This window comes from Mycobacterium botniense (assembly GCF_010723305.1).
Taxonomy (GTDB): Bacteria; Actinomycetota; Actinomycetes; order Mycobacteriales; family Mycobacteriaceae; genus Mycobacterium; species Mycobacterium botniense.
The window spans coordinates 1,860,849-1,878,508 of the sequence record NZ_BLKW01000002.1 but is presented as its reverse complement, the minus strand read 5'-3'; the positions used below and the strand labels follow the sequence as shown (position 1 = coordinate 1,878,508).

At 64.6% G+C, this 17,660-nt stretch carries 20 protein-coding genes and 1 pseudogene; 14 read left to right on the top strand and 7 right to left on the bottom strand.

Translation table 11 applies throughout. The features are described 5' to 3' along the window. The first annotated feature begins 35 nt into the window (after positions 1-35). The 6 genes from G6N08_RS20615 to G6N08_RS08740 all read left to right on the top strand — a co-directional run bounded on the left by G6N08_RS20615 (position 36) and on the right by G6N08_RS08740 (position 3,674). Positions 36-305 (top strand): hypothetical protein, encoded by a 270-nt coding sequence (locus G6N08_RS20615; protein ID WP_246216646.1) that lies wholly within the window; start codon positions 36-38, stop codon positions 303-305. Beyond that, positions 302-1,678 (top strand): GH25 family lysozyme, encoded by a 1,377-nt coding sequence (locus G6N08_RS08755; protein WP_163756159.1) that lies wholly within the window; start codon positions 302-304, stop codon positions 1,676-1,678. Before G6N08_RS20615 ends, G6N08_RS08755 begins: the two co-directional genes overlap by 4 nt. Continuing rightward, on the top strand, positions 1,675-2,616 hold the full coding sequence (locus tag G6N08_RS08750) for an alpha/beta hydrolase family protein (RefSeq protein ID WP_163756157.1): 942 nt from the start codon (positions 1,675-1,677) through the stop codon (positions 2,614-2,616). The genes G6N08_RS08755 and G6N08_RS08750 overlap by 4 nt, the downstream gene beginning before the upstream one ends. Before the next feature lie 38 nt (positions 2,617-2,654). Next, entirely contained in the window at positions 2,655-2,825 is a 171-nt protein-coding gene (locus G6N08_RS20150; RefSeq protein WP_003921240.1) for a hypothetical protein, read from the top strand. Between the two features lie 70 nt (positions 2,826-2,895). Continuing rightward, a complete protein-coding gene (locus tag G6N08_RS08745; RefSeq protein WP_003921239.1) occupies positions 2,896-3,168 on the top strand; it encodes a hypothetical protein in 273 nt (90 codons plus the stop codon). Beyond that, a complete protein-coding gene (locus G6N08_RS08740) occupies positions 3,165-3,674 on the top strand; it encodes a hypothetical protein (RefSeq protein WP_003921237.1) in 510 nt (169 codons plus the stop codon). The genes G6N08_RS08745 and G6N08_RS08740 overlap by 4 nt, the downstream gene beginning before the upstream one ends. 108 nt (positions 3,675-3,782) lie before the next feature. Here the strand turns inward: G6N08_RS08740 and G6N08_RS08735 are convergent, their stop codons facing one another. The 3 genes from G6N08_RS08735 to G6N08_RS08725 are packed head-to-tail and all read right to left on the bottom strand — an operon-like array spanning position 3,783 to position 5,614. Beyond that, on the bottom strand, positions 3,783-4,439 hold the full coding sequence (locus tag G6N08_RS08735; RefSeq protein ID WP_163756155.1) for a hypothetical protein: 657 nt from the start codon (positions 4,437-4,439) through the stop codon (positions 3,783-3,785). Beyond that, complete coding sequence (locus tag G6N08_RS08730; protein ID WP_095785798.1) at positions 4,436-4,732, bottom strand: hypothetical protein; 297 nt, start codon at positions 4,730-4,732, stop codon at positions 4,436-4,438. The genes G6N08_RS08735 and G6N08_RS08730 overlap by 4 nt, the downstream gene beginning before the upstream one ends. A 42-nt stretch (positions 4,733-4,774) precedes the next feature. Next, entirely contained in the window at positions 4,775-5,614 is an 840-nt protein-coding gene (locus G6N08_RS08725) for a tyrosine-type recombinase/integrase (RefSeq protein WP_281352711.1), read from the bottom strand. Positions 5,615-5,932: 318 nt separating this feature from the next. On the opposite strand from G6N08_RS08725, the gene G6N08_RS08720 reads away from it, so the two are divergent. After that, positions 5,933-7,018 carry a F420-dependent hydroxymycolic acid dehydrogenase gene (locus G6N08_RS08720; protein WP_163756153.1) on the top strand — a complete coding sequence of 362 codons (1,086 nt, stop codon included), beginning with the start codon at positions 5,933-5,935 and terminating at the stop codon, positions 7,016-7,018. Positions 7,019-7,066: 48 nt separating this feature from the next. On the opposite strand, the gene G6N08_RS08715 is transcribed toward G6N08_RS08720, so the two are convergent. Then, complete coding sequence (locus G6N08_RS08715; RefSeq protein WP_163756151.1) at positions 7,067-7,966, bottom strand: SAM-dependent methyltransferase; 900 nt, start codon at positions 7,964-7,966, stop codon at positions 7,067-7,069. A 136-nt stretch (positions 7,967-8,102) separates the two neighbouring features. On the opposite strand from G6N08_RS08715, the gene G6N08_RS08710 reads away from it, so the two are divergent. Continuing rightward, positions 8,103-8,507 carry an ArsR/SmtB family transcription factor gene (locus G6N08_RS08710; RefSeq protein ID WP_163756149.1) on the top strand — a complete coding sequence of 135 codons (405 nt, stop codon included), beginning with the start codon at positions 8,103-8,105 and terminating at the stop codon, positions 8,505-8,507. A 66-nt stretch (positions 8,508-8,573) separates the two neighbouring features. Next, the gene (locus G6N08_RS08705) at positions 8,574-8,777 is read left to right on the top strand and encodes a zinc transporter Slc39a7 (protein WP_163756146.1); all 204 of its coding nucleotides are present in this window, start codon (positions 8,574-8,576) and stop codon (positions 8,775-8,777) included. A 103-nt stretch (positions 8,778-8,880) separates the two neighbouring features. Here G6N08_RS08705 and G6N08_RS08700 read toward each other — a convergent pair whose 3' ends face one another. Further along, complete coding sequence (locus G6N08_RS08700) at positions 8,881-9,894, bottom strand: oxygenase MpaB family protein (RefSeq protein ID WP_246216645.1); 1,014 nt, start codon at positions 9,892-9,894, stop codon at positions 8,881-8,883. A 67-nt stretch (positions 9,895-9,961) separates the two neighbouring features. On the opposite strand from G6N08_RS08700, the gene G6N08_RS08695 reads away from it, so the two are divergent. The 5 genes from G6N08_RS08695 (at position 9,962) to phoU (ending at position 15,943) form a co-directional block, all read left to right on the top strand. Next, positions 9,962-10,546, top strand: a complete 585-nt coding sequence (locus tag G6N08_RS08695; RefSeq protein ID WP_163756142.1) for a TetR/AcrR family transcriptional regulator — start codon at positions 9,962-9,964, stop codon at positions 10,544-10,546. Positions 10,547-10,703: 157 nt separating this feature from the next. After that, complete coding sequence (locus G6N08_RS08690) at positions 10,704-11,720, top strand: acyl-ACP desaturase (protein ID WP_163756140.1); 1,017 nt, start codon at positions 10,704-10,706, stop codon at positions 11,718-11,720. A 6-nt stretch (positions 11,721-11,726) separates the two neighbouring features. After that, positions 11,727-12,860: a tRNA dihydrouridine synthase DusB gene (dusB, locus tag G6N08_RS08685; protein WP_163756137.1), complete on the top strand. Its 1,134-nt coding sequence runs from the start codon at positions 11,727-11,729 to the stop codon at positions 12,858-12,860. A gap of 222 nt (positions 12,861-13,082) precedes the next feature. Further along, a complete protein-coding gene (locus G6N08_RS08680; RefSeq protein WP_163756135.1) occupies positions 13,083-15,179 on the top strand; it encodes an LCP family protein in 2,097 nt (698 codons plus the stop codon). Between the two features lie 95 nt (positions 15,180-15,274). After that, positions 15,275-15,943: a phosphate signaling complex protein PhoU gene (gene phoU / locus G6N08_RS08675; RefSeq protein WP_163756132.1), complete on the top strand. Its 669-nt coding sequence runs from the start codon at positions 15,275-15,277 to the stop codon at positions 15,941-15,943. 30 nt (positions 15,944-15,973) lie between these two features. Here the strand turns inward: phoU and pstB are convergent, their stop codons facing one another. Together pstB and G6N08_RS08665 are read right to left on the bottom strand one after the other, a co-directional pair. After that, entirely contained in the window at positions 15,974-16,750 is a 777-nt protein-coding gene (gene pstB / locus G6N08_RS08670) for a phosphate ABC transporter ATP-binding protein PstB (RefSeq protein WP_163756131.1), read from the bottom strand. A 443-nt stretch (positions 16,751-17,193) separates the two neighbouring features. Further along, positions 17,194-17,652: pseudogene (locus tag G6N08_RS08665) on the bottom strand (ABC transporter permease subunit); the annotation flags it as partial. Positions 17,653-17,660: the final 8 nt, after the last annotated feature.

Here is a 17,660-nt window from a genome sequence, read left to right as displayed (position 1 = left end):
CCGCAAAACCCACGCCACGGCGAAGTGCGCGTTCGGTGTGCGCACCGGGGACTTCACGCAATGCCACGGCCCGCTCGAGCTCCCACACGCACATCGAGTTCGCGCTGCAAAACGGCGTCGACCTGCAGATGCTTGAGCACCAATACCCGGGCGTGGGTGACCCGGATTCCGTTGGCGCATGGGTGGAATCAGCGCAGAACCTGACCTACTACTGCCGCTGGCATCACCGCGGACCCGGCGGCGTGCACTGCGCCAGCTCGGCTGACTTCGAGGGCGAACACTTCGTGAGAGGACTGATTTCGTGAAACCAAACGGCGCACCCGATCTCGTCGGAGAAACCCGCTACCAGGCCGGCGCTACCGCCACCGCTGTCGTCGTCGACGGGCGACTGCAGTGGGAGGTGCGCCGCCACGGCGACGACCACGTCCGCTACACCGACCGCCTCGCACACATCAGCCACTGGTCAACCGAACGTGAACTGTCCGCGCTGCGGCGCTCGCCGGTCGCCGACTTCCCGCGCCTCGGCGGGCCGGCCGGCGGCACGTTGTTCTACCCGGACTGCTCCAACAACAACTGGAACTCCGAGCAGGACGCGGTCGACTTCGTCAACCAGCTGATCCCGCAGGGCTTTTCGGGCATGTGCCACAAGGTTTCCGAGGGCGACTACTACGAGGATCCGTTCTGGCCGGTCGTCCTTCAGGCCTGCCGGGACGCCAACCTTCCGGTGCTGGGCTACCACTACGTCACCACCAACAACCTTGGCGCCCAGGCGCAGACCTACCTGGCGGCCGGCGGCCTGCCCAACGCGATGTTCGACTGGGAGGCCAACGGCGGCGACCTCGCCAACTACTACGCCGTCGCCTCGGCGTTCAACGCCGCCGGCATCACCGTCGGGGTCGGCTACTGTCCGCGCTGGTATTTCGACGAGGTCGGAGGCGGCGACCTGTCCCAGGCCGGCGCGATCGTCTCCTCGGCCTACCCGGGCGGCACTGGTTACGCCTCACAGATTTACGAAGCCGCGGGCGGTGACGAAGGCTCCGGCTGGGCGCCCTACGGGGGCGTCACACCCACCTGCTGGCAGTTCACCGACCAAGCCCTGGTCGCCGGGATCACCGTCGACTGCAACGCCTTCAAAGGCACCGAAGACCAGCTCGCACAACTGTTTACAGGAGGAACCGTGACACAGCCAGAATCCACCGAGCAGCAAGAAATCGACGCGATCGCTGGGCAGCTCGGCGCGTGGCCGCAGCTGGCCGGCAAGCCCGACGCGCTGGCGGTGCTGGCGCAGAAGATCGCCGACGGCGACGATCTGACCCTGGTCGATGCGGTCGCCGCGCACATCTTCGGTTTGCTGCCGGTGCAGACCCCGGCGAAGCTCGGCGCCGTGAGCCCGAATGCGGGTGCGATCGCGCAGACCGTCATGTGCGCGCTGGCCGGCATCGACGCCCAAACCGGGGCGCCGCTGTCCTACCGTCAGGTCGACCAGCTCCACGAGTACGAAGGCCCGGGCGTCTACTTCCCGCCCGAGGCGCCCGGCCAGACCACCTCGTCGGTGCTCGACGTCGAGACGACCAGCGGCAAAGTCGGGCTGCGCCTGTACAAGGGGCTGGACTGGTTCGACATGATCGTCGCGCTGTACCAGCAGGCCGGCGAGCCCACCCCGAAGGCCGCGTCGTGACCGCTGCGGTCACCTGGGCCAACATCATGGACGCCCTGGCCGGTGTCTCGTCGACGTCGGCGTTCGTCGACCACACCGGCGTGTCCTGGGCGATCAGCGGTGAGCTGCCGATCGTGCTGATGACGTGGGCGGGCACCGGGTCGGCGATGGACAACACCGGATGGCCGCAGCCGGCCGCGGTCGCCCAGGCCGCCGCCGCGGCGTTCCCGAACGTGTTCACCTGGCAGCCCGTCGGGAACTACCCCGCGTCGATCTTCAACCCAAACATGGGCGCCTCCGCGCTGGACGGGAAGAACGAAGCGGTCCGGCTGGCGACCGACGTGTGGCCGAACAACCTGATCATCCCCATCGGCTACAGCCAGGGCGCGATCTGCGGCAGCTGGTGGTGGCGCGACTTCATCCTCGCCAACGGGCTGCAAGCCCGGGTGCCGGCCGCGCTGATGTGGGGCAACCCGCTGCGCTCACCCGGCTACGCCAACGGCAACGCCTACGCCGGCTGGGGAATGCCCGGCCTGCGCGACGGCCAGGTCACCGGAGGCATCTCCGGCCCCGACTGCCTCACCCCGGCCCAAACCCCGTCCAACTGGCTCGATTTCGTGTGGCTCGGCACCGACGGGGGCGCCACCGAGCTGTACACCAACGCGCCCATCGGCACCGACCCGTGGACCGCGGAAACCGAAGTCGGACACGACGAAACCCTGATCTACAACATCATCGTGTCGCAGGACTTCGGCGGCACCATCGAAGGCCTCGTCGCGCTGATCGAGGCCGCGGTCGAGCAGTTCGTCAACCCGATCACGATGGTCATCGCGATGGCCGAAGCGATCTGGAACGGCCTGCAATTCGTGGCCGCCGGCCCGTCAGCGGACCACTACGCGTACGACATCACCCCGATGATCAACTACCTGACCCAGGTGGTCGCACCGCAGTTCGCCTAGAGCAGTCGAATCACCCTCTCCTGAAAGGAAATACCGTCATGACCACTATCGATCCCGCCCAGCTCAAGGCCGACGCCGAAACCCTCGTCAAGGACGCCGAAACCGTGCTCCAAGTGATCGAAGACCTGCCGCTGCCCGAGCAGGTGAAGGCGTTCATCGCCAAGGCCGAGGTGTTCGTCAAGGACGTCGACGCCTTCCTGTCGGCCTGACCTGACCGGAACCCCGCCGGGCGACAAACACCTGCCGCCCCGCGGGGTTTCCTAGACCTGAAAGGCCAACGTGGCGATCAACTGGAAGTGGCCCGGCTGGACCTGGGCGGCCAACACGTTCGAGTTCGCGGGAGTGGCGTTCGCCGCCGCACTGCTGGCGGCGTGGCAGGACGCCCCACGACATGACCTCGGCGCCCTCGACTGGCCACACGCGCTCTCCCACGGCGGCTACGAAGCCCTCGGCGTGGTGTTGTACGCGGTCGTCGGGTTGAAGGTGCCCAACCGGACGGCCAGCTGGCTGCGCAACGTCGTGGCCAGACCACGCCGCAGCGCCGGCCGGTGAACTGGACGATCTGGGGGCCGGTCTTCGGCTCCCTCGTGGTCGCCGTCATCGGCCTACTCGGGGTGCTGTTCCAAGCCAAGAAGAACCACCAAGCCTCACTGGAGCAGATCGACACCCTCAAGGAACAGGCCAACGCCGCCACAATCCAAGCCAACGCCGCGCTGGAAGCCGCCCGCGCATCGACGAAGACCGCCGAGGCGACCGCGCAGGCGGCCATCAACGACACCTTCACCAAGGCCTACGCGGCGGCCAGCGAGAACTGGGCCCGCTACACCGACGCCATCGAGAAGCGGCTCCAAGAGCAGGGCGAAGAGATCGTCGAGAACGCCAAACGCATCGACAAGGCCGAGAGGCTCGCCGAAGCCGACCGCCAGGCCCGCGACGTCGCGGAGAAGAAGTTCCGGATCGCCGAGGCATGGATGCGGCGCACAATCCGCTGGATCAAGGAGAACCTGCCCGGCGCCGACTACCCGCCGATCCCTCCCGAACTCGACATCGAACTATGAGGCCGGCCGATCACCCGCTGCTGGTGCTGGTGGCCGGCTGGACCGCGGTGGTGGTGCTCATGGGCGCGATCCTCGCGATGATCCTCGACCGGTGGTGAGCCGGCCGGGTCAGTGCCCGGCTCCCGGGCAGGTGATCGAGGTCGCCTGAGCGGTCCAGCGTTGAGCGGGCCCGAAATCCCACCCGGTCTTGTTCCGCACGAATTGGATCGCATCGGCTTGGCTGCCCCCGCCCCAGAGCACATCGCACGTCGAGGTTGCGAGCTGCTCCGGCGTCCAGCTGCTGTCCGTCGGCGGCAGCGTAGGCGCTGCTTGCACGGTCACTGTCGCCGGCGGCACTGCCGTGACGGTCACCGTTGACGGCGGTGGCACAGCCACAGGCCCCAGCGTGCGGACGGCCGGCGGGGGCGCGCTGCCGGCGGGTGGAAGCGCCGCGACCGTGGGCGCCGGCGTCGGGGCCGCCACGCTCGGCGCAGGTGCGCTCGAGCGCGGGCTGAACCAGTACCACGGGAAGCCGAAGATCAGGATCAACAGGCCGGCCGGCACCACTCCGATCAGCGCGGCGTAGCCGCAGGTGCGGGCCCACGATCGGCCGGCGGCCGGCGCCGGCTCCAGGCCGGCCTCGTCTTCGCAGGCCGACCACGCCAACTCCGGGGCTACCTCGGTGACCGGCGGGACGACCTCGGTCTCGTCGCCGCCCGCGCCGTGCGACATGCTCGCAACAGTCTCATCGCCAGGTGGACTCACGTCGGTGTCATCAGCCGTCATCGTTGGCTTGCCTCCTGCCTGTCGGCCAGGTACCGCTCAAGCATCGGGAGATGGCGCGGGCATCGGTCGCCGACGTAGGCACCCATCTGCGCGCCGGCCGCCGTGGTGCTGATGCCCTCGTCCTGGGCTGCTTCGAGCAGCAGCGAAATGAACGTCGACGGCTCCGGATCAGCGTCGAGCGCATCGCACACCTGCTGCGGAGTCGGAGGGGACGCCCACGCCGCCGGAGCGAGCAGAAATGCCAGGCAGAACATGGGCGTAGCCGCGGCGACAACGACCGCGTGGGCCTTCATGAAGCGGGATCGTAAACCCTCCCTGTTGTACGCGCGAGTAGTTCAGGCGGCGCCGCGGAATGGATTGAGCCGCACGACAGCCTCGCTCCTGCGTTCGTCGTTCACCTTCGTGTAGATCTGGGTGGTCGCCAGCGAGCGGTGACGCAGCAGCTCCTGCACGGTCCGAAGGTCAGCGCCGTCATCGAGAAGCGTTGTGCCGTACCAGTGCCGCAGGCTATGCGGCGTGCCCCGCGCACCCGCACGGCGCATCGCGTTGCCGATGATGTCGCTCACCGATTTTGAATGCACGTGGTTACCCGGGCGGCGAGAGTTAGCTGGGAACCAGAATCCCTTGGCGGGCATGGTCAATGCCGCCTCGACCAGCAACGGATGCAGCGGTATCCAGGCGGTCCGTTTGCCCTTCCCCTCGACGTGCAAAGCTGGCTTGGACAGGTCGATGTCTTCGCCGCGGAGCTTCGCGATCTCGTGTACCCGAAGCCCAGCCAGGGCCGCCAACAGGATCATTACGCGGGTGCGGTGGTGCATCGGCGTGAGCAGTAGCCGCACCAGGTCATCGTCGGAGACCGGCCGCGGCACCCGGTCGGGGTAGCGGGGCGCGCCGAGTTTCACCATCGGGTTGTCGGCGCGATGGTCCATGATGGTCAGCCACGTGAACCATGACCGAAGATAGCTGTGGTAGGTCGCGGCGGTTGATTGCGACCACTCGGTGTGAGAGCCTAGCCACCGGATGATGTCGCCGGCTTTGGCTGTGACTGGGGAGCAACCGGTTTCGAGTGCGAAGAGGGCGATCACGCGGACGCGTTCGAGGATGGTGCTGTCGGCTTTGCGGGCTGCGTATTGCCACAGCTGCCACTCTTCGAGCAGTGGTTCACTTATTGACACGTCCGGTAGTAAATATGTTTTTCCGCAGAATTTGGTAACGGCCGAGAATCGATCTGTATCCAGGTTTGCATCGCGGGTTGCGGCAGGTTTGCTGACCGGGTTCACGCGGCGCCCTTTTCCGAAACTTGTTGCGCGACAATCGGTCTGATAATCCGCAGGTCCCAGGTTCGAGTCCTGGTGGGGGCACCATTGAACAGGACACCACGATGCTGGGCACCCACTCGAGTCCAGGGGCCTGCCGTATGCGCCCCAATTAACACCTGGCGCGGATTAGCTGTTATTCAGGCGCAGTCGTTGAAGGTGGGGTAGACCTGCCCCATGCGAGGTATGTCACGACGCTCTTTCGGATGGCTGGCAGCGGGCTTGAGCCTCACCGGGCTGGCATCTGCCTGCAGCCGACCTGCTCCCAAACCGTCCATTTCCGCCGCTCCGCCGCCGTCAGGCCCTGCGGTGGGCTTCGTACTATCCCATGAGCAGTTCCCCACGGCACAGCTGCTCGACCAGGCCCGACAGGCCGAACAAGCGGGCTTCCGCTACCTGTGGGCCAGCGACCACATCCAGCCCTGGCAGGACAATGAGGGACATTCGATGTTCCCGTGGATCACCTTGGCGCTGGTGGGCCAGCAGACCAACCATGTGCTATTTGGCACCGGCGTCACATGCCCCAGCTATCGTTATCACCCGACGACAGTGGCTCACGCTTTCGCATCGCTCGCGGTTCTCTACCCCGGACGGGTTTTTCTCGGCCTGGGAACCGGCGAACGGCTCAACGAACAGGCCGCCACCACTGAGTTCGGACCCTACCGAGAGCGCCACGACCGCTTGATCGAGGCCATCGAGCTCATCCGTCAATTGTGGAGTGGCCAACGGGTCTCCTTTCACGGCGAGCATTTTCAGACAAACCAGCTCAAGCTCTACGACCTGCCACCATCACCGCCGCCGATCTTCGTGGCCGCAGGCGGGCCGAAAAGCGCACACCTGGCCGGTCGGTACGGCGACGGGTGGATTGCGGAAGCGGGCAGCATGAAAAACCAGAAGCTGGTGGCCGCGTTCAACCAGGGCGCCCGGGACGCCGGCCGTGATCCGGCCAGGCTGGGCAAGCGAGCCGAGGTGTTCGCCGTCGTCGGCGATCACACCGAGATCACGCGGGCCGCCGAACTGTGGCGGTTCACCGGCGGCGCCATCGACCAACCCAACCCTGTCGACATCCAGCGCGCGGCACAGGCCAACCCGCTGGAGAAGGTGATCTCCGGCTGGACGACAGGGACCGATCCCGCCACCCACATCGCCGCAGTCCAGTCCGTGCTGGATGTCGGCGCGACACCGTTCATGCATTTTGTCCAGCAGAACCCGGCTGTCGCGATTGAGTTCTACCGCGCAAAGGTGCTGCCACACCTGCACTGACTGATCCTGGCCACCGGCCAACCGATCCTCGGCCGTCGCGCGCCGCAGTCAGCGTGCGAGCACCGCGTCGAGATAGGTCACGTTGGCGAAGGCGGCGGCCACCTCGTCGTCGGGGTATACAAAGCCGTTGGCCGCGTGCATCTCCGCAACGGTGCGATGTGACACCCCCCAGCCCAGCCGGGCCAAGTGCTCGATGATATGGCTACGTTCACCGTGGTAGACGAGTTCGTTGAAGTCGATGTCGAAGCCGAGCTCCGCCATCCGCTGGTGGTGCTCGCGCCACGGCCCCTCGGCGAAAATGGCGGTGTCCGGAACGAATTCACACGCCAGCCGGCTACCGGCGGCGCTCAGCTCCGTGACGTGGTCGAACAGCGCGTCTTGCGCGTCAGAGGGCAGGTAGACGACCAATCCCTCGGCCGTCCAGGCGGCGGGAGCTTGGGTATCGAATCCGGCAGCTCGCAGCGCAGCCGGCCAGTCATCGCGTAAATCGACGCCGACCGTTCGCCGCTCCGCCGTGGGTTGCGCACCGAGTTCATGGAGCGTCGCCGTCTTGAACTCGATCACCTCGGGCATGTCGACCTCGTAGACGACGGTGCCCGCGGGCCAGTTCAGGCGGTAGGCGCGCGCGTCCAGGCCGGCCGCGAGGATGACCGCCTGCCGGATACCGCTTTCAGTCGCGTCAGCGAAGTATTTGTCGTAGAAGCGGGTGCGCACGGTCATTCCCCGGGCCATCCGGTCCGGGTCGAACTCGGAGTTCTCGTCGGCCGGAATTTCACCGTTGACCAGCCGGGTATAGACATCGATGCCGACCGCGCGCACCAGCGGTGCGGCGAAGGGGTCCTCAATCAAGCCCCGCTCGGTGGCCAGCGCCCGCTGCGCGGCAACCATCGTCGCCGTGGCCCCCACGCTGGTCGCCAAGTCCCAGCTGTCGCTGTCGGTGCGTACCATTCGGCTCCCTCAACCCGTTTTCCCAACAAGATAGACAGGCTAGGTTACTACCGCCCCGGCCGCATCAGTGAGCCGGTCAGCCTGAACGGCGAGAGGCCGCCTTGTACACCCCACACCTCTTCGCTAGTATCTGCGTATGCATGCAGGTACTGAAAATAGCCGGTTACCGGATGACCAGGTCAGCCTGGTTGTCGAGGTCTTCCGGATGTTGGCCGACGCTACCCGGGTGCAGGTGCTGTGGTCGCTGACCATCCGGGAGATGTCGGTGAGCGAGCTTGCCGAACATGTGGGCAAGCCGGCGCCATCGGTCTCGCAGCATCTGGCGAAGCTGCGCATGGCGCGTCTGGTGCGCACCCGCAGGGAAGGAACCACGATTTTCTATAGCCTGGAAAACGACCACGTGCGCCAGCTCGTCATCGATGCGGTCTGCAATGCCGAGCACGCCGGTCCCGGAGTTCCGCGCCACCATCGCGCCGACAGCGCCCTGCAACCAGTGTCGGGGCCCCAGTCATTTCGGGACACCATCGTTGGCGCTGGGTGACGAGCGCTCGTCTCTCCAACAAACGCAACATATTTCCGCATATTTCCGCTAGAGGAGATGATGACCATGACTGAACAACACACACACGACGCACCGCATTCGCATGAACATCAGCACGGAGACCTTGCTCATACCCACGCGCACACCAGCCATGAGCACGAGCACCTCGAACATGAGCACTCACACACCCACGATGACGGCACCGAGCACAGCCACCCGCATGTGCATGAGTCCGGCCTCGAGGAAGTCCACAGTCACGCTCACTGCTGAGGCCAACGCCGCACCGCGGCCGACCAGGCCGTTAAGCGGTGCCCCAGGCAGCGCGCGCCCGTATGGTACCCGAAGCGACGTGAGCGGTGAGCGCGCAGCGCTGTCAATCCACCTCGGGGCAGTAGTGCTTGCGGTTTTTGCGCTCGTTGAGCGGTGGCAGGTTGCGCGCCGGGGTGTGCACCAACGGTGCATCAGCCGGGACGCGTCCGGTGGCGCGGTCCCAGCCGGCACGGGCCCGCGGGTGCATCCGCATCCGCCTCGGCAGGCACGCGAATAGCAGCCGAACCACATCCCCGAATCGGCGGTGCAGCCATTCGTCGCGGCGCGACCACGTGTAACCCATCAGCTCACGCACCGGCGGATCGTAGAGCCCGACGGTGAGCCAAACAAGGAACGGCGCCAGCAGTTTACGCTGCACAGCCCACAGCCAATCCGGAAGCCATTGGGCGAATGGCGGTTTCGGCAGCTCAGTCAGGTCGAGCACGGCGCGTGCGGCCCGGTTGTTCTCGAGCACGTTGCGGCACATATGATCCCAGTAGACCTGGAACTGCTCCCAGGTCTGCGGCACCGGCCGCATGCTCATGCCGTACATTCGGTACCATATGACGTGCTCGGCGAACAGCTGGCGTTTGTCGGATTCGGTGATTCCACCGCAGAATCGCTCGGCCACAATCAAAGTGCCGACAAAGAAGGTGGCGTGGGCCCAGTAGAACACATCGGGGTTAAGCGCGTGGTAGCGACGGCCGCGAGCGTCAACGCCTTTGATGTCGATGTGGTAGTCGCGGACCTCGGCACCGGTTATCGGGGCACGGTGGCCGTCGAAAACCACTCCGCCGATCGGGTAGAGCGATCGCAGCAGCCGCGCCCAGCGCTCCCGGAAGAACGTCGAGTGCTCTTCGACGGCCGCACCCAGTTGGGGGTGCATATTCTGCATGGAGCCCGCCCAGAGTGCCTGCAGCATGCCGCGCCAATCCCCGAAATAGCGCCACGTCAGCGAATCCGGGCCCAGCGGGCGCGGCGGCGCCGCGTACCCCCATGGCGACACCGGGCAGCCGGTGGCGACCTCCTCAGCGCTTTCGCTGGTCAGCTCGCCTGCCGTAGACGTATCTTGGGTCACGGTGACATGTCCTGTCGCGGTCAGCAATTCTGACTACGTGCGTTGTCAAAATGACTCTAGGAGCGATGTGCCTTCCGGTCAACGACGCGGCCGCTGGTCTGGTGTGCCGCTGGAGGACCGCCAAGCTTTGCGCCGGGACAAACTCATCACCGCCGGCGTGCAGTTGCTCGGCGGTAAGGGCGGGCCAGCAGTGACTGTCCGCGCGGTCTGCCGCCACGCTGGCCTGACTGAGCGCTACTTCTACGAAAGCTTCGCTGACCGTGATGAATTCGTTCGCGCGGTTTATGACGACGTGTGCGCCCGCGCCATGGCGACGCTGATGTCAGCGGCCACCCCGCGGGAAGCCGTCGAGCAATTCGTCGAACTGATGGTCGACGATCCAGTGCGCGGGCGGGTGCTGCTGCTGGCGCCCGAGGTGGAACCCGTGCTAACCCGGTCCGGCGCGGAGTGGATGCCAAACTTCATTGCGTTATTGCAGCGCAAACTCACCCGGATCAGCGACCCGGTACGGCAAAACTTGGTCGCCACCAGCTTGATCGGCGGCCTGACCGCACTGTTCACTGCGTATCTGGACGGCCGGTTAGCCGCGACGCGCAGCCAATTCATCGACTACTGCATCGACATGCTTACCAGCAGGGTCGCGGCTCCCTAACGTGAGCCCGGTGCACCCCTGTTCCGGGGGGCTGTCGCGGCTCGCACACTACTGTCGGCGCGGCGCAGACATGCCGTCAAGCCAGTCAAACTTGAATGCTACCGGCATACACAGATATATTGACTGCTACCAACAGGCACAGATAACGGGAGGGTCCATGCCGTCAGAGCTGACCGACCTGGAGCTGTTGCACGAACTTGAGCCGGTCGTCGAGAAGAACCTGAACCGGCATCTGAGCATGCACAAAAACTGGAATCCGCACGACTACATCCCCTGGTCGGACGGTAAGAACTACTACGCGCTGGGCGGCCAGGATTGGTCGCCTGAGCAGTCCAAGCTTTCCGATGTCGCCCAAGTCGCGATGGTGCAGAACTTGGTCACCGAGGACAATCTGCCCTCCTACCACCGCGAGATCGCGATGAACTTTGGCATGGACGGCGCCTGGGGGCAATGGGTGAACCGCTGGACCGCCGAGGAAAACCGGCACGGGATCTCACTGCGTGACTACCTGGTGGTAACCCGTGCGGTCGATCCGGTGGAGTTAGAAAAGCTGCGCATCGAGGTGGTGAACCGTGGCTTCAGCCCAGGCCAAAACCACCAGGGCCACTATTTCGCCGACCGCCTCACCGATTCCATCATCTATGTCACCTTCCAGGAGTTGGCCACCCGCGTTTCACATCGCAACACCGGTAAGGCGTGTAACGAGCCGGTTGCCGACCAGCTGATGGCCAGGATCTCAGCCGACGAGAACCTGCATATGATCTTTTACCGCGACGTCAGTGAGGCTGCCTTCGACATTGCGCCCAATGTGGCGATGTGGTCGTTGCACCGGGTGCTGCGCCACTTCAAGATGCCGGGGTTCCTGGTGCCCGAGTTCCGCCGCAAGGCGGTGATCATTGCCGTCGGCGGCGTCTACGACGTGCGCATTCACCTCGAGGATGTGGTCAAGCCGGTGCTGAAGAAATGGCGCATCTTCGAACGTGACGATTTCACCGGGGAAGCCGCCTGGATGCAGGAAGACCTCGGCGCCCTGATGGACGAACTCGAGAAGGAGTGTGAGAAGTTCGAGCTGTCCAAGCAGCGCTATCTTGAACGCAAAGCCCGCCAGGAGGAGAAGATCACCGCAGAGCGGGTGCTTAACACCAAGGGGGCGCTGCGGATGAGCCGACGGTAGCCGGCGTTGCGGATCGGCTCCCTCACGCTCGCCAGCCCGGTCGTGCTGGCCCCGATGGCGGGCGTGACAAATGTTGCATTCCGAACCCTGTGCCGCGAGCTGGAACGATCCCAGGTCGGCACAGTCAGCGGACTTTACGTCTGCGAAATGGTGACCGCGCGCGCTCTCGTCGAACGGCACCCGGTCACCATGCATATGACGACGTTTGCCCCTGACGAGTCACCCCGATCGCTGCAGCTCTACACGGTCGACCCGGCCACCACGTATACGGCCGCAAAGATGATCGCCGATGAGGACCTGGCCGATCACATCGACATGAACTTCGGCTGTCCGGTGCCCAAGGTCACTCGGCACGGCGGCGGGGCGGCGTTGCCGTTCAAGCGGCGGCTGTTTGGGCAGATCGTCGCCGCTGCGGTACGCGCGACCGAGAGCGCCGGCATTCCCGTGACCGTCAAGTTCCGCATCGGTATCGACGACGACCACCACACCCACCTTGACGCTGGCCGTATCGCCGAATCGGAAGGTGCGGCCGCAGTCGCGCTGCACGCCCGGACCGCGGCGCAACGCTATTCCGGCAGCGCCGACTGGGAGCAGATCGCCCGGCTCAAAGAGCACGTAAAGACTATTCCGGTGCTGGGCAACGGGGACATTTTCGATGCCAGCGACGCGCTGACCATGATGGCCACCACCGGCTGCGACGGTGTCGTCATCGGGCGTGGCTGTCTGGGGCGGCCATGGCTGTTCGCCGAGCTGTCGGCGGCGTTCACCGGCCGTCCGGCGCCTACTCCACCCACGCTGGGTGAGGTTGCCGACATCATCCGTCGACACGCTAAGCTGCTGACCGCACATTTCGGCGAGGACAAGGGGATGCGCGACCTCCGCAAGCACATCGCGTGGTACCTGCACGGCTTTCCCGCCGGATCAGAGCTGCGGCGCGCATTAGCGCTGGTGACAACACTCGACGACCTCGATATCCTGCTGGGTCGGTTAGACCCTGACGTTCCGTTCCCGCCTGCGGCAACCGGTCCGCGGGGCCGGCAGGGCTCACCTTCCCGAGTGGTGCTCCCCGACGGCTGGTTATCCGATCGCGACGACTGCACAGTGCCGACTAAGGCCGACATGATGCACTCCGGTGGCTGATTCGAAACGATCTCGACATCGCGCCTGGACGGATGTCTGGTTACCATGTGGAACTTGTTGCGATGCGCTCCATCAGCTGACTCGTTCGCGGTGTCGCTGTCGACGTGCTAGCAGTGTGGCGGGACCCGCCGGCGGCGCACTATCGTGCTGGCACTGTCAGCGCTGCTCGGACGTAGCCGCAGGGACCGTCGGAGACTCATCAGAGTTCGGAGGCCGGAGAACATGAGTGACGGCCACAACGCCACTCCTGGCCGCGGTCGCGCGCCTCATGCCGACGGTGACGGCGAGTTGACCAGCCGAGTGCCGCAGCGATCCCCAAGCGCGGCACCGTGGGAGCGCTTCTCTGCGCAGTATTCGCTGGCCACCCGTGAACGGCCGGCGCTACAGGTTACCCCGGACGGCGACTACGACCACGCCGAACCGGGCGGCTGTCATACCACTGGTGAACTCACAGTCGCTGAGCTGATCGCCAGAGTCGGTGGCCGCAGCGGCATTCGACCCAGCCGCCATCACGCCGCCCCGGACGTCGAACCGCTCGACTCACCCGGGCACGGAGCTCATGACCCCACTCCGGTCGCCTATTCAGCCCTGGTCGACACCGAGCTGTTCGAGCCGGAATCGCCTCACCGACCGCACAGCACCAAGCAGCAGGATGATGTCGAGCAGACCACGGTGCTTCCGACAGCGTCAGAGCGGGTACCACCGGTGCGGATTCGCCGGACATCCGCCCTGCAGGAACCACCACCGAAACCCCGACGCCGTCGCCTGGTGCTGTTGGCTGGGCGCGTCGTCGCAGCGTTGTTAGCCGTGCTCGCGCTGGCAACGACCGGCGGGGCATGGCAGTGGAGCACCTCGAAAAACCACCGCCTCAACACCGTCAGCGCGCTGGATCCCAACTCGCGCGATGTCGTCGACCCGAATGCGCAGTTCGGCGACGAGAATTTCTTAATCGTCGGGGTCGACAGCCGCGCCGGGGCCAATAGCCAGATGGGTGCCGGAGACACCGAAGACGCCGGCGGTGCCCGGTCAGACACCGTGATTCTGGTCAACATTCCGGCTAACCGCAAACGCGTCGTCGCGGTTTCTTTTCCCCGCGATCTGGCGATCACTCCGACCCGATGCGAGGCCTGGAATCCCGACACTGGTGCCTACGGCCCCCTCTACGACGAGAAGACCAGAAGCTACGGACCCCGATACGTCTACACGGAGACCAAACTCAACTCGGCGTACGCTTTTGGTGGCCCGAAGTGCCTGGTGAAAGTCATCCAGAAGCTGTCGGGTCTTTCCATCAACCGCTTCATCGCCATCGACTTCGTCGGCTTCGCCAAAATGGTCGACGCGCTAGGCGGCGTCGAGGTGTGCAGTACTACCCCACTCAAAGACTACGAGTTAGGTACTGTGCTGGCGCACGCGGGACGCCAGGTCGTCGACGGGCGCACCGCTCTGAACTATGTCCGTGCCCGCCAGGTCACTACCGAGGACAATGGCGATTACGGGCGCATCAAACGCCAGCAACTGTTTTTGTCCTCGCTGCTGCGCTCGCTGATCTCTAAAGACACGTTCTTTTCTCTCAGCAAACTCAACAACGTCGTCAACCTTTTCATCGGCGAAAGTTACGTCGATAACGTCAAGACCAAAGACCTCGTCGACCTCGGCCAATCGGTGCGGGGGATCTCGGCTGGGCACATCACATTCGTGACTGTGCCAACAACCGGCGAAACCGACGCGGACGGCAACGAACCACCCCGGATGGCCGATGTGCGGGCGTTGTTCGACGCCATCATCAACGACGACCCACTACCCAAAGAACACGATCAGAACGCCCAGACGTTAGGAAAGGCCCCTGCACCCAAATCAACCACCAGCACCCCTCCACAAACCGGTAGTACCCACAGCCAGGAACAGGTGCAGGCGGTGACAACCGCTGCGCAAGACATCACCGTGCAGGTCTCCAACTCGACGACCAAGTCGGGTTTGGCCGCCACAGCGACCCGCGAGCTGAAACGGTACGGCTTCCGGGTCCTGGCACCGGATGATTACCCGAGCGCCCTGAAATCGACTACGGTGTTTTTCTCACCTGGTAACGAGCAAGCGGCGGTCACGGTGGCGTCGGCGTTTGCCAACTCCAAAGTCGAACGGGTCACCGGAATCGGGCAAGTGGTCCAGGTGGTCCTGGGTCCGGACTTCTCGTCGGTCAAGGCGCCAGCACCCAGCGGCTCCTCGGTCAGCGTGCAAATCGACCGCAACAGTGGCAGCACACCGACCAAACTGCCTGAGGATCTGACCGTCACTAATGCCGCTGACACCAACTGCGAGTGACAGCACCGTGGGCCGGGGTTGCGCCGCGGAAGTTCAGGGCCAATTCAGCGGCCGCTTCCAGCGTTATTGAAGCTCAACGACGTAGTCTGGAAGACATGCGAACCGCCTACCAAGAGCAACTCTCGGCGTTGACCGACCTGCTCGGCGAGATGTGTGGACGCGCCGGGGTTGCCATGGAACGCGCAACGCAGGCCTTGCTGCAGGCCGACTTGGTCCTCGCTGAACAGGTCATATCCGACCACGAACAGATTTCGGCGCTCAGCGCTCATGCCGAAGAAAGCGCTTTTGTGTTGTTGGCCTTGCAGGCACCGGTGGCCGGGGATCTGCGTGCGATTGTCAGCGCCTTGCAGATGGTCGCCGATATCGACCGGATGGGCGCGCTGGCTCTGCATGTCGCCAAGATCGCGCGCCGTCGTCATCCGCAGCACGCCCTACCCGAAGAGGTCAACGGATACTTCGCTGAAATGGGAAGGGTTGCAGTGGAATTGGGCAATAGTGCGCAGGAGGCGCTGTTGTCTCGCGATCCGCAGAAAGCCGCCCAGATCCGCGAGGAAGACGTGGCGATGGATGACCTGCACCGGCACCTGTTCACTGTGCTGATGGACCGCGAATGGAAATATGGGGTCGCCGCTGCCGTGGACGTGACACTGCTCGGCCGCTTCTACGAGCGCTTCGCCGACCACGCCGTCGAGGTGGGCCGGCGTGTGGTATTCCAAGCAACCGGAAAGTTCCCCGAAGACGATTCGGTGACCGCGCCGCAGTAGATCCGGCCGGGACCGTTCCGATGCGAGACGCTACCCGAATCGGCCAGAGATGTAGTCTTCGGTGGCTTTCTGGGTCGGGTTGGAAAAGATTTTCTCGGTGTCGTCGATCTCTACCAGCCGACCGGGCTTTCCGACCGCCTCCAGATTGAAGAACGCCGTCTGGTCACTGACCCGCGCGGCCTGCTGCATATTGTGGGTGACGATGACAATGGTGTAGTCCTGCTTGAGTTCGGCGATCAGGTCTTCGATCGCCATTGTCGAGATAGGGTCCAGCGACGAACAGGGCTCGTCCATGAGCAACACATCGGGTTGCACGGCTATGGCGCGTGCGATGCACAGGCGCTGCTGCTGCCCGCCAGATAACCCACCACCGGGCTTGTCCAAGCGGTCTTTGACCTCGTCCCACAAATTCGCACCCCGCAGTGCATATTCGGCGACTTCATCGAGCACTTTGCGGTTCCGCACACCCTGCAGCTTCAGGCCGGCCACCACATTGTCGCGGATCGACATGGTGGGAAACGGGTTCGGCCGCTGAAATACCATTCCGATCGCTCGGCGCACACCGACGGGATCGACACCAGCGCCGTAGATGTCTTCGTCATCGAGCAGCACAGTGCCCTCGATCCGGGCGCCGGGGATGACTTCGTGCATCCGGTTAAGGGTGCGCAGCACGCTGGTCTTGCCGCAGCCCGACGGGCCGATGAACGCGGTCACGCTGCGCGGCAGGATGGATAGCGACACATCGGCGACCGCATGGAATGACCCGTAGTAGATGTTGACCTCTTTGAGGTCCAACCGTTTGGCCACCAAAACTCCTTCGCCGAGGATTCAATCTACCGACCTGCTGGATACCCGATTAGAGCCTGGCGGGGATCGACCGTTCTGACGCCCCCGACCCACTGGCTACCAGCGCTCTCCTCGATTCACCGTTCGCCGTCGGCAAGCTTAGATGTTGACCGTATCCACATCCTGACGCTGCATAGCGGTGAAGTATCGCCCTGACTGTTCAGCCGAAGGTCACTGAACCTCAACCGGACCGACACCGCGCGGGACCAGCCGGTCTGCGAGAACCAACCGGGCGGGCACAGCCCATATCACCTCGCTCCGGCGCGGCTGTCGCGGTTGGTCAGCTAGACATGACCAGTGGACGCTCTTCGACACGTCCATCACCCGACCAGATGCCCGGCGTCACCAACTACTACACGAAAACCACTGGCGCAGTTGACTCTCCATCGGAAAGACATTGTCGCTTAGGATTCGGAATGCCGCCGTGAGACCCCAGTGATCAGCCGTCCGATGGCGATCAGCAACAGCAGGAGGACGATCAGCAAGAACGCCGCGTCATAGGAGAGGTCGCGGGCCGTCTTCGAGGGCTGGTTGTAGAACGTCCAGATCGGGTAAGTGAGGTACCCAACCGGCGAGTCGGTGAGCTTCCCGGTCGGAAGGGAATCCGACCAGCCCGCCGTGTAGAGCATGGGCGCTGTCTCGCCGACCGCCAGCGCTAACGCCACCAGCATGCCGGTAACGATTCCGGGTAGCGCCGACTTCAACACGATCTTGCGCAAGGTCCACCCAGCCGGCAGCCCGAGCGCCTCGGCCCCCTCCCGGTACGAGGTCGGCACCTGGCCAAGCGCGGACTCGGTGGCCTTGGCGATATAGGGAATACCCAGGACCGACAGCGTCAGCACGCCGGCCAGCAGGGAAAACCCCAAGGTTT

Excerpts from the sequence above, each read along its gene's own strand:
- G6N08_RS08710 (WP_163756149.1), top strand. The coding sequence starts at position 8,103 with ATGCATGCAGGTACTGAAAATAGCCGGTTACCGGATGACCAGGTCAGC.
- phoU (WP_163756132.1), top strand. The coding sequence starts at position 15,275 with ATGCGAACCGCCTACCAAGAGCAACTCTCGGCGTTGACCGACCTGCTC.
- G6N08_RS08715 (WP_163756151.1), bottom strand. The coding sequence starts at position 7,966 with ATGGTACGCACCGACAGCGACAGCTGGGACTTGGCGACCAGCGTGGGG.
- G6N08_RS08690 (WP_163756140.1), top strand. The coding sequence starts at position 10,704 with ATGCCGTCAGAGCTGACCGACCTGGAGCTGTTGCACGAACTTGAGCCG.
- G6N08_RS08720 (WP_163756153.1), top strand. The coding sequence starts at position 5,933 with ATGCGAGGTATGTCACGACGCTCTTTCGGATGGCTGGCAGCGGGCTTG.
- G6N08_RS08730 (WP_095785798.1), bottom strand. The coding sequence starts at position 4,732 with ATGAAGGCCCACGCGGTCGTTGTCGCCGCGGCTACGCCCATGTTCTGC.
- G6N08_RS08705 (WP_163756146.1), top strand. The coding sequence starts at position 8,574 with ATGACTGAACAACACACACACGACGCACCGCATTCGCATGAACATCAG.
- G6N08_RS08735 (WP_163756155.1), bottom strand. The coding sequence starts at position 4,439 with ATGACGGCTGATGACACCGACGTGAGTCCACCTGGCGATGAGACTGTT.
- G6N08_RS08680 (WP_163756135.1), top strand. The coding sequence starts at position 13,083 with ATGAGTGACGGCCACAACGCCACTCCTGGCCGCGGTCGCGCGCCTCAT.
- G6N08_RS20150 (WP_003921240.1), top strand. The coding sequence starts at position 2,655 with ATGACCACTATCGATCCCGCCCAGCTCAAGGCCGACGCCGAAACCCTC.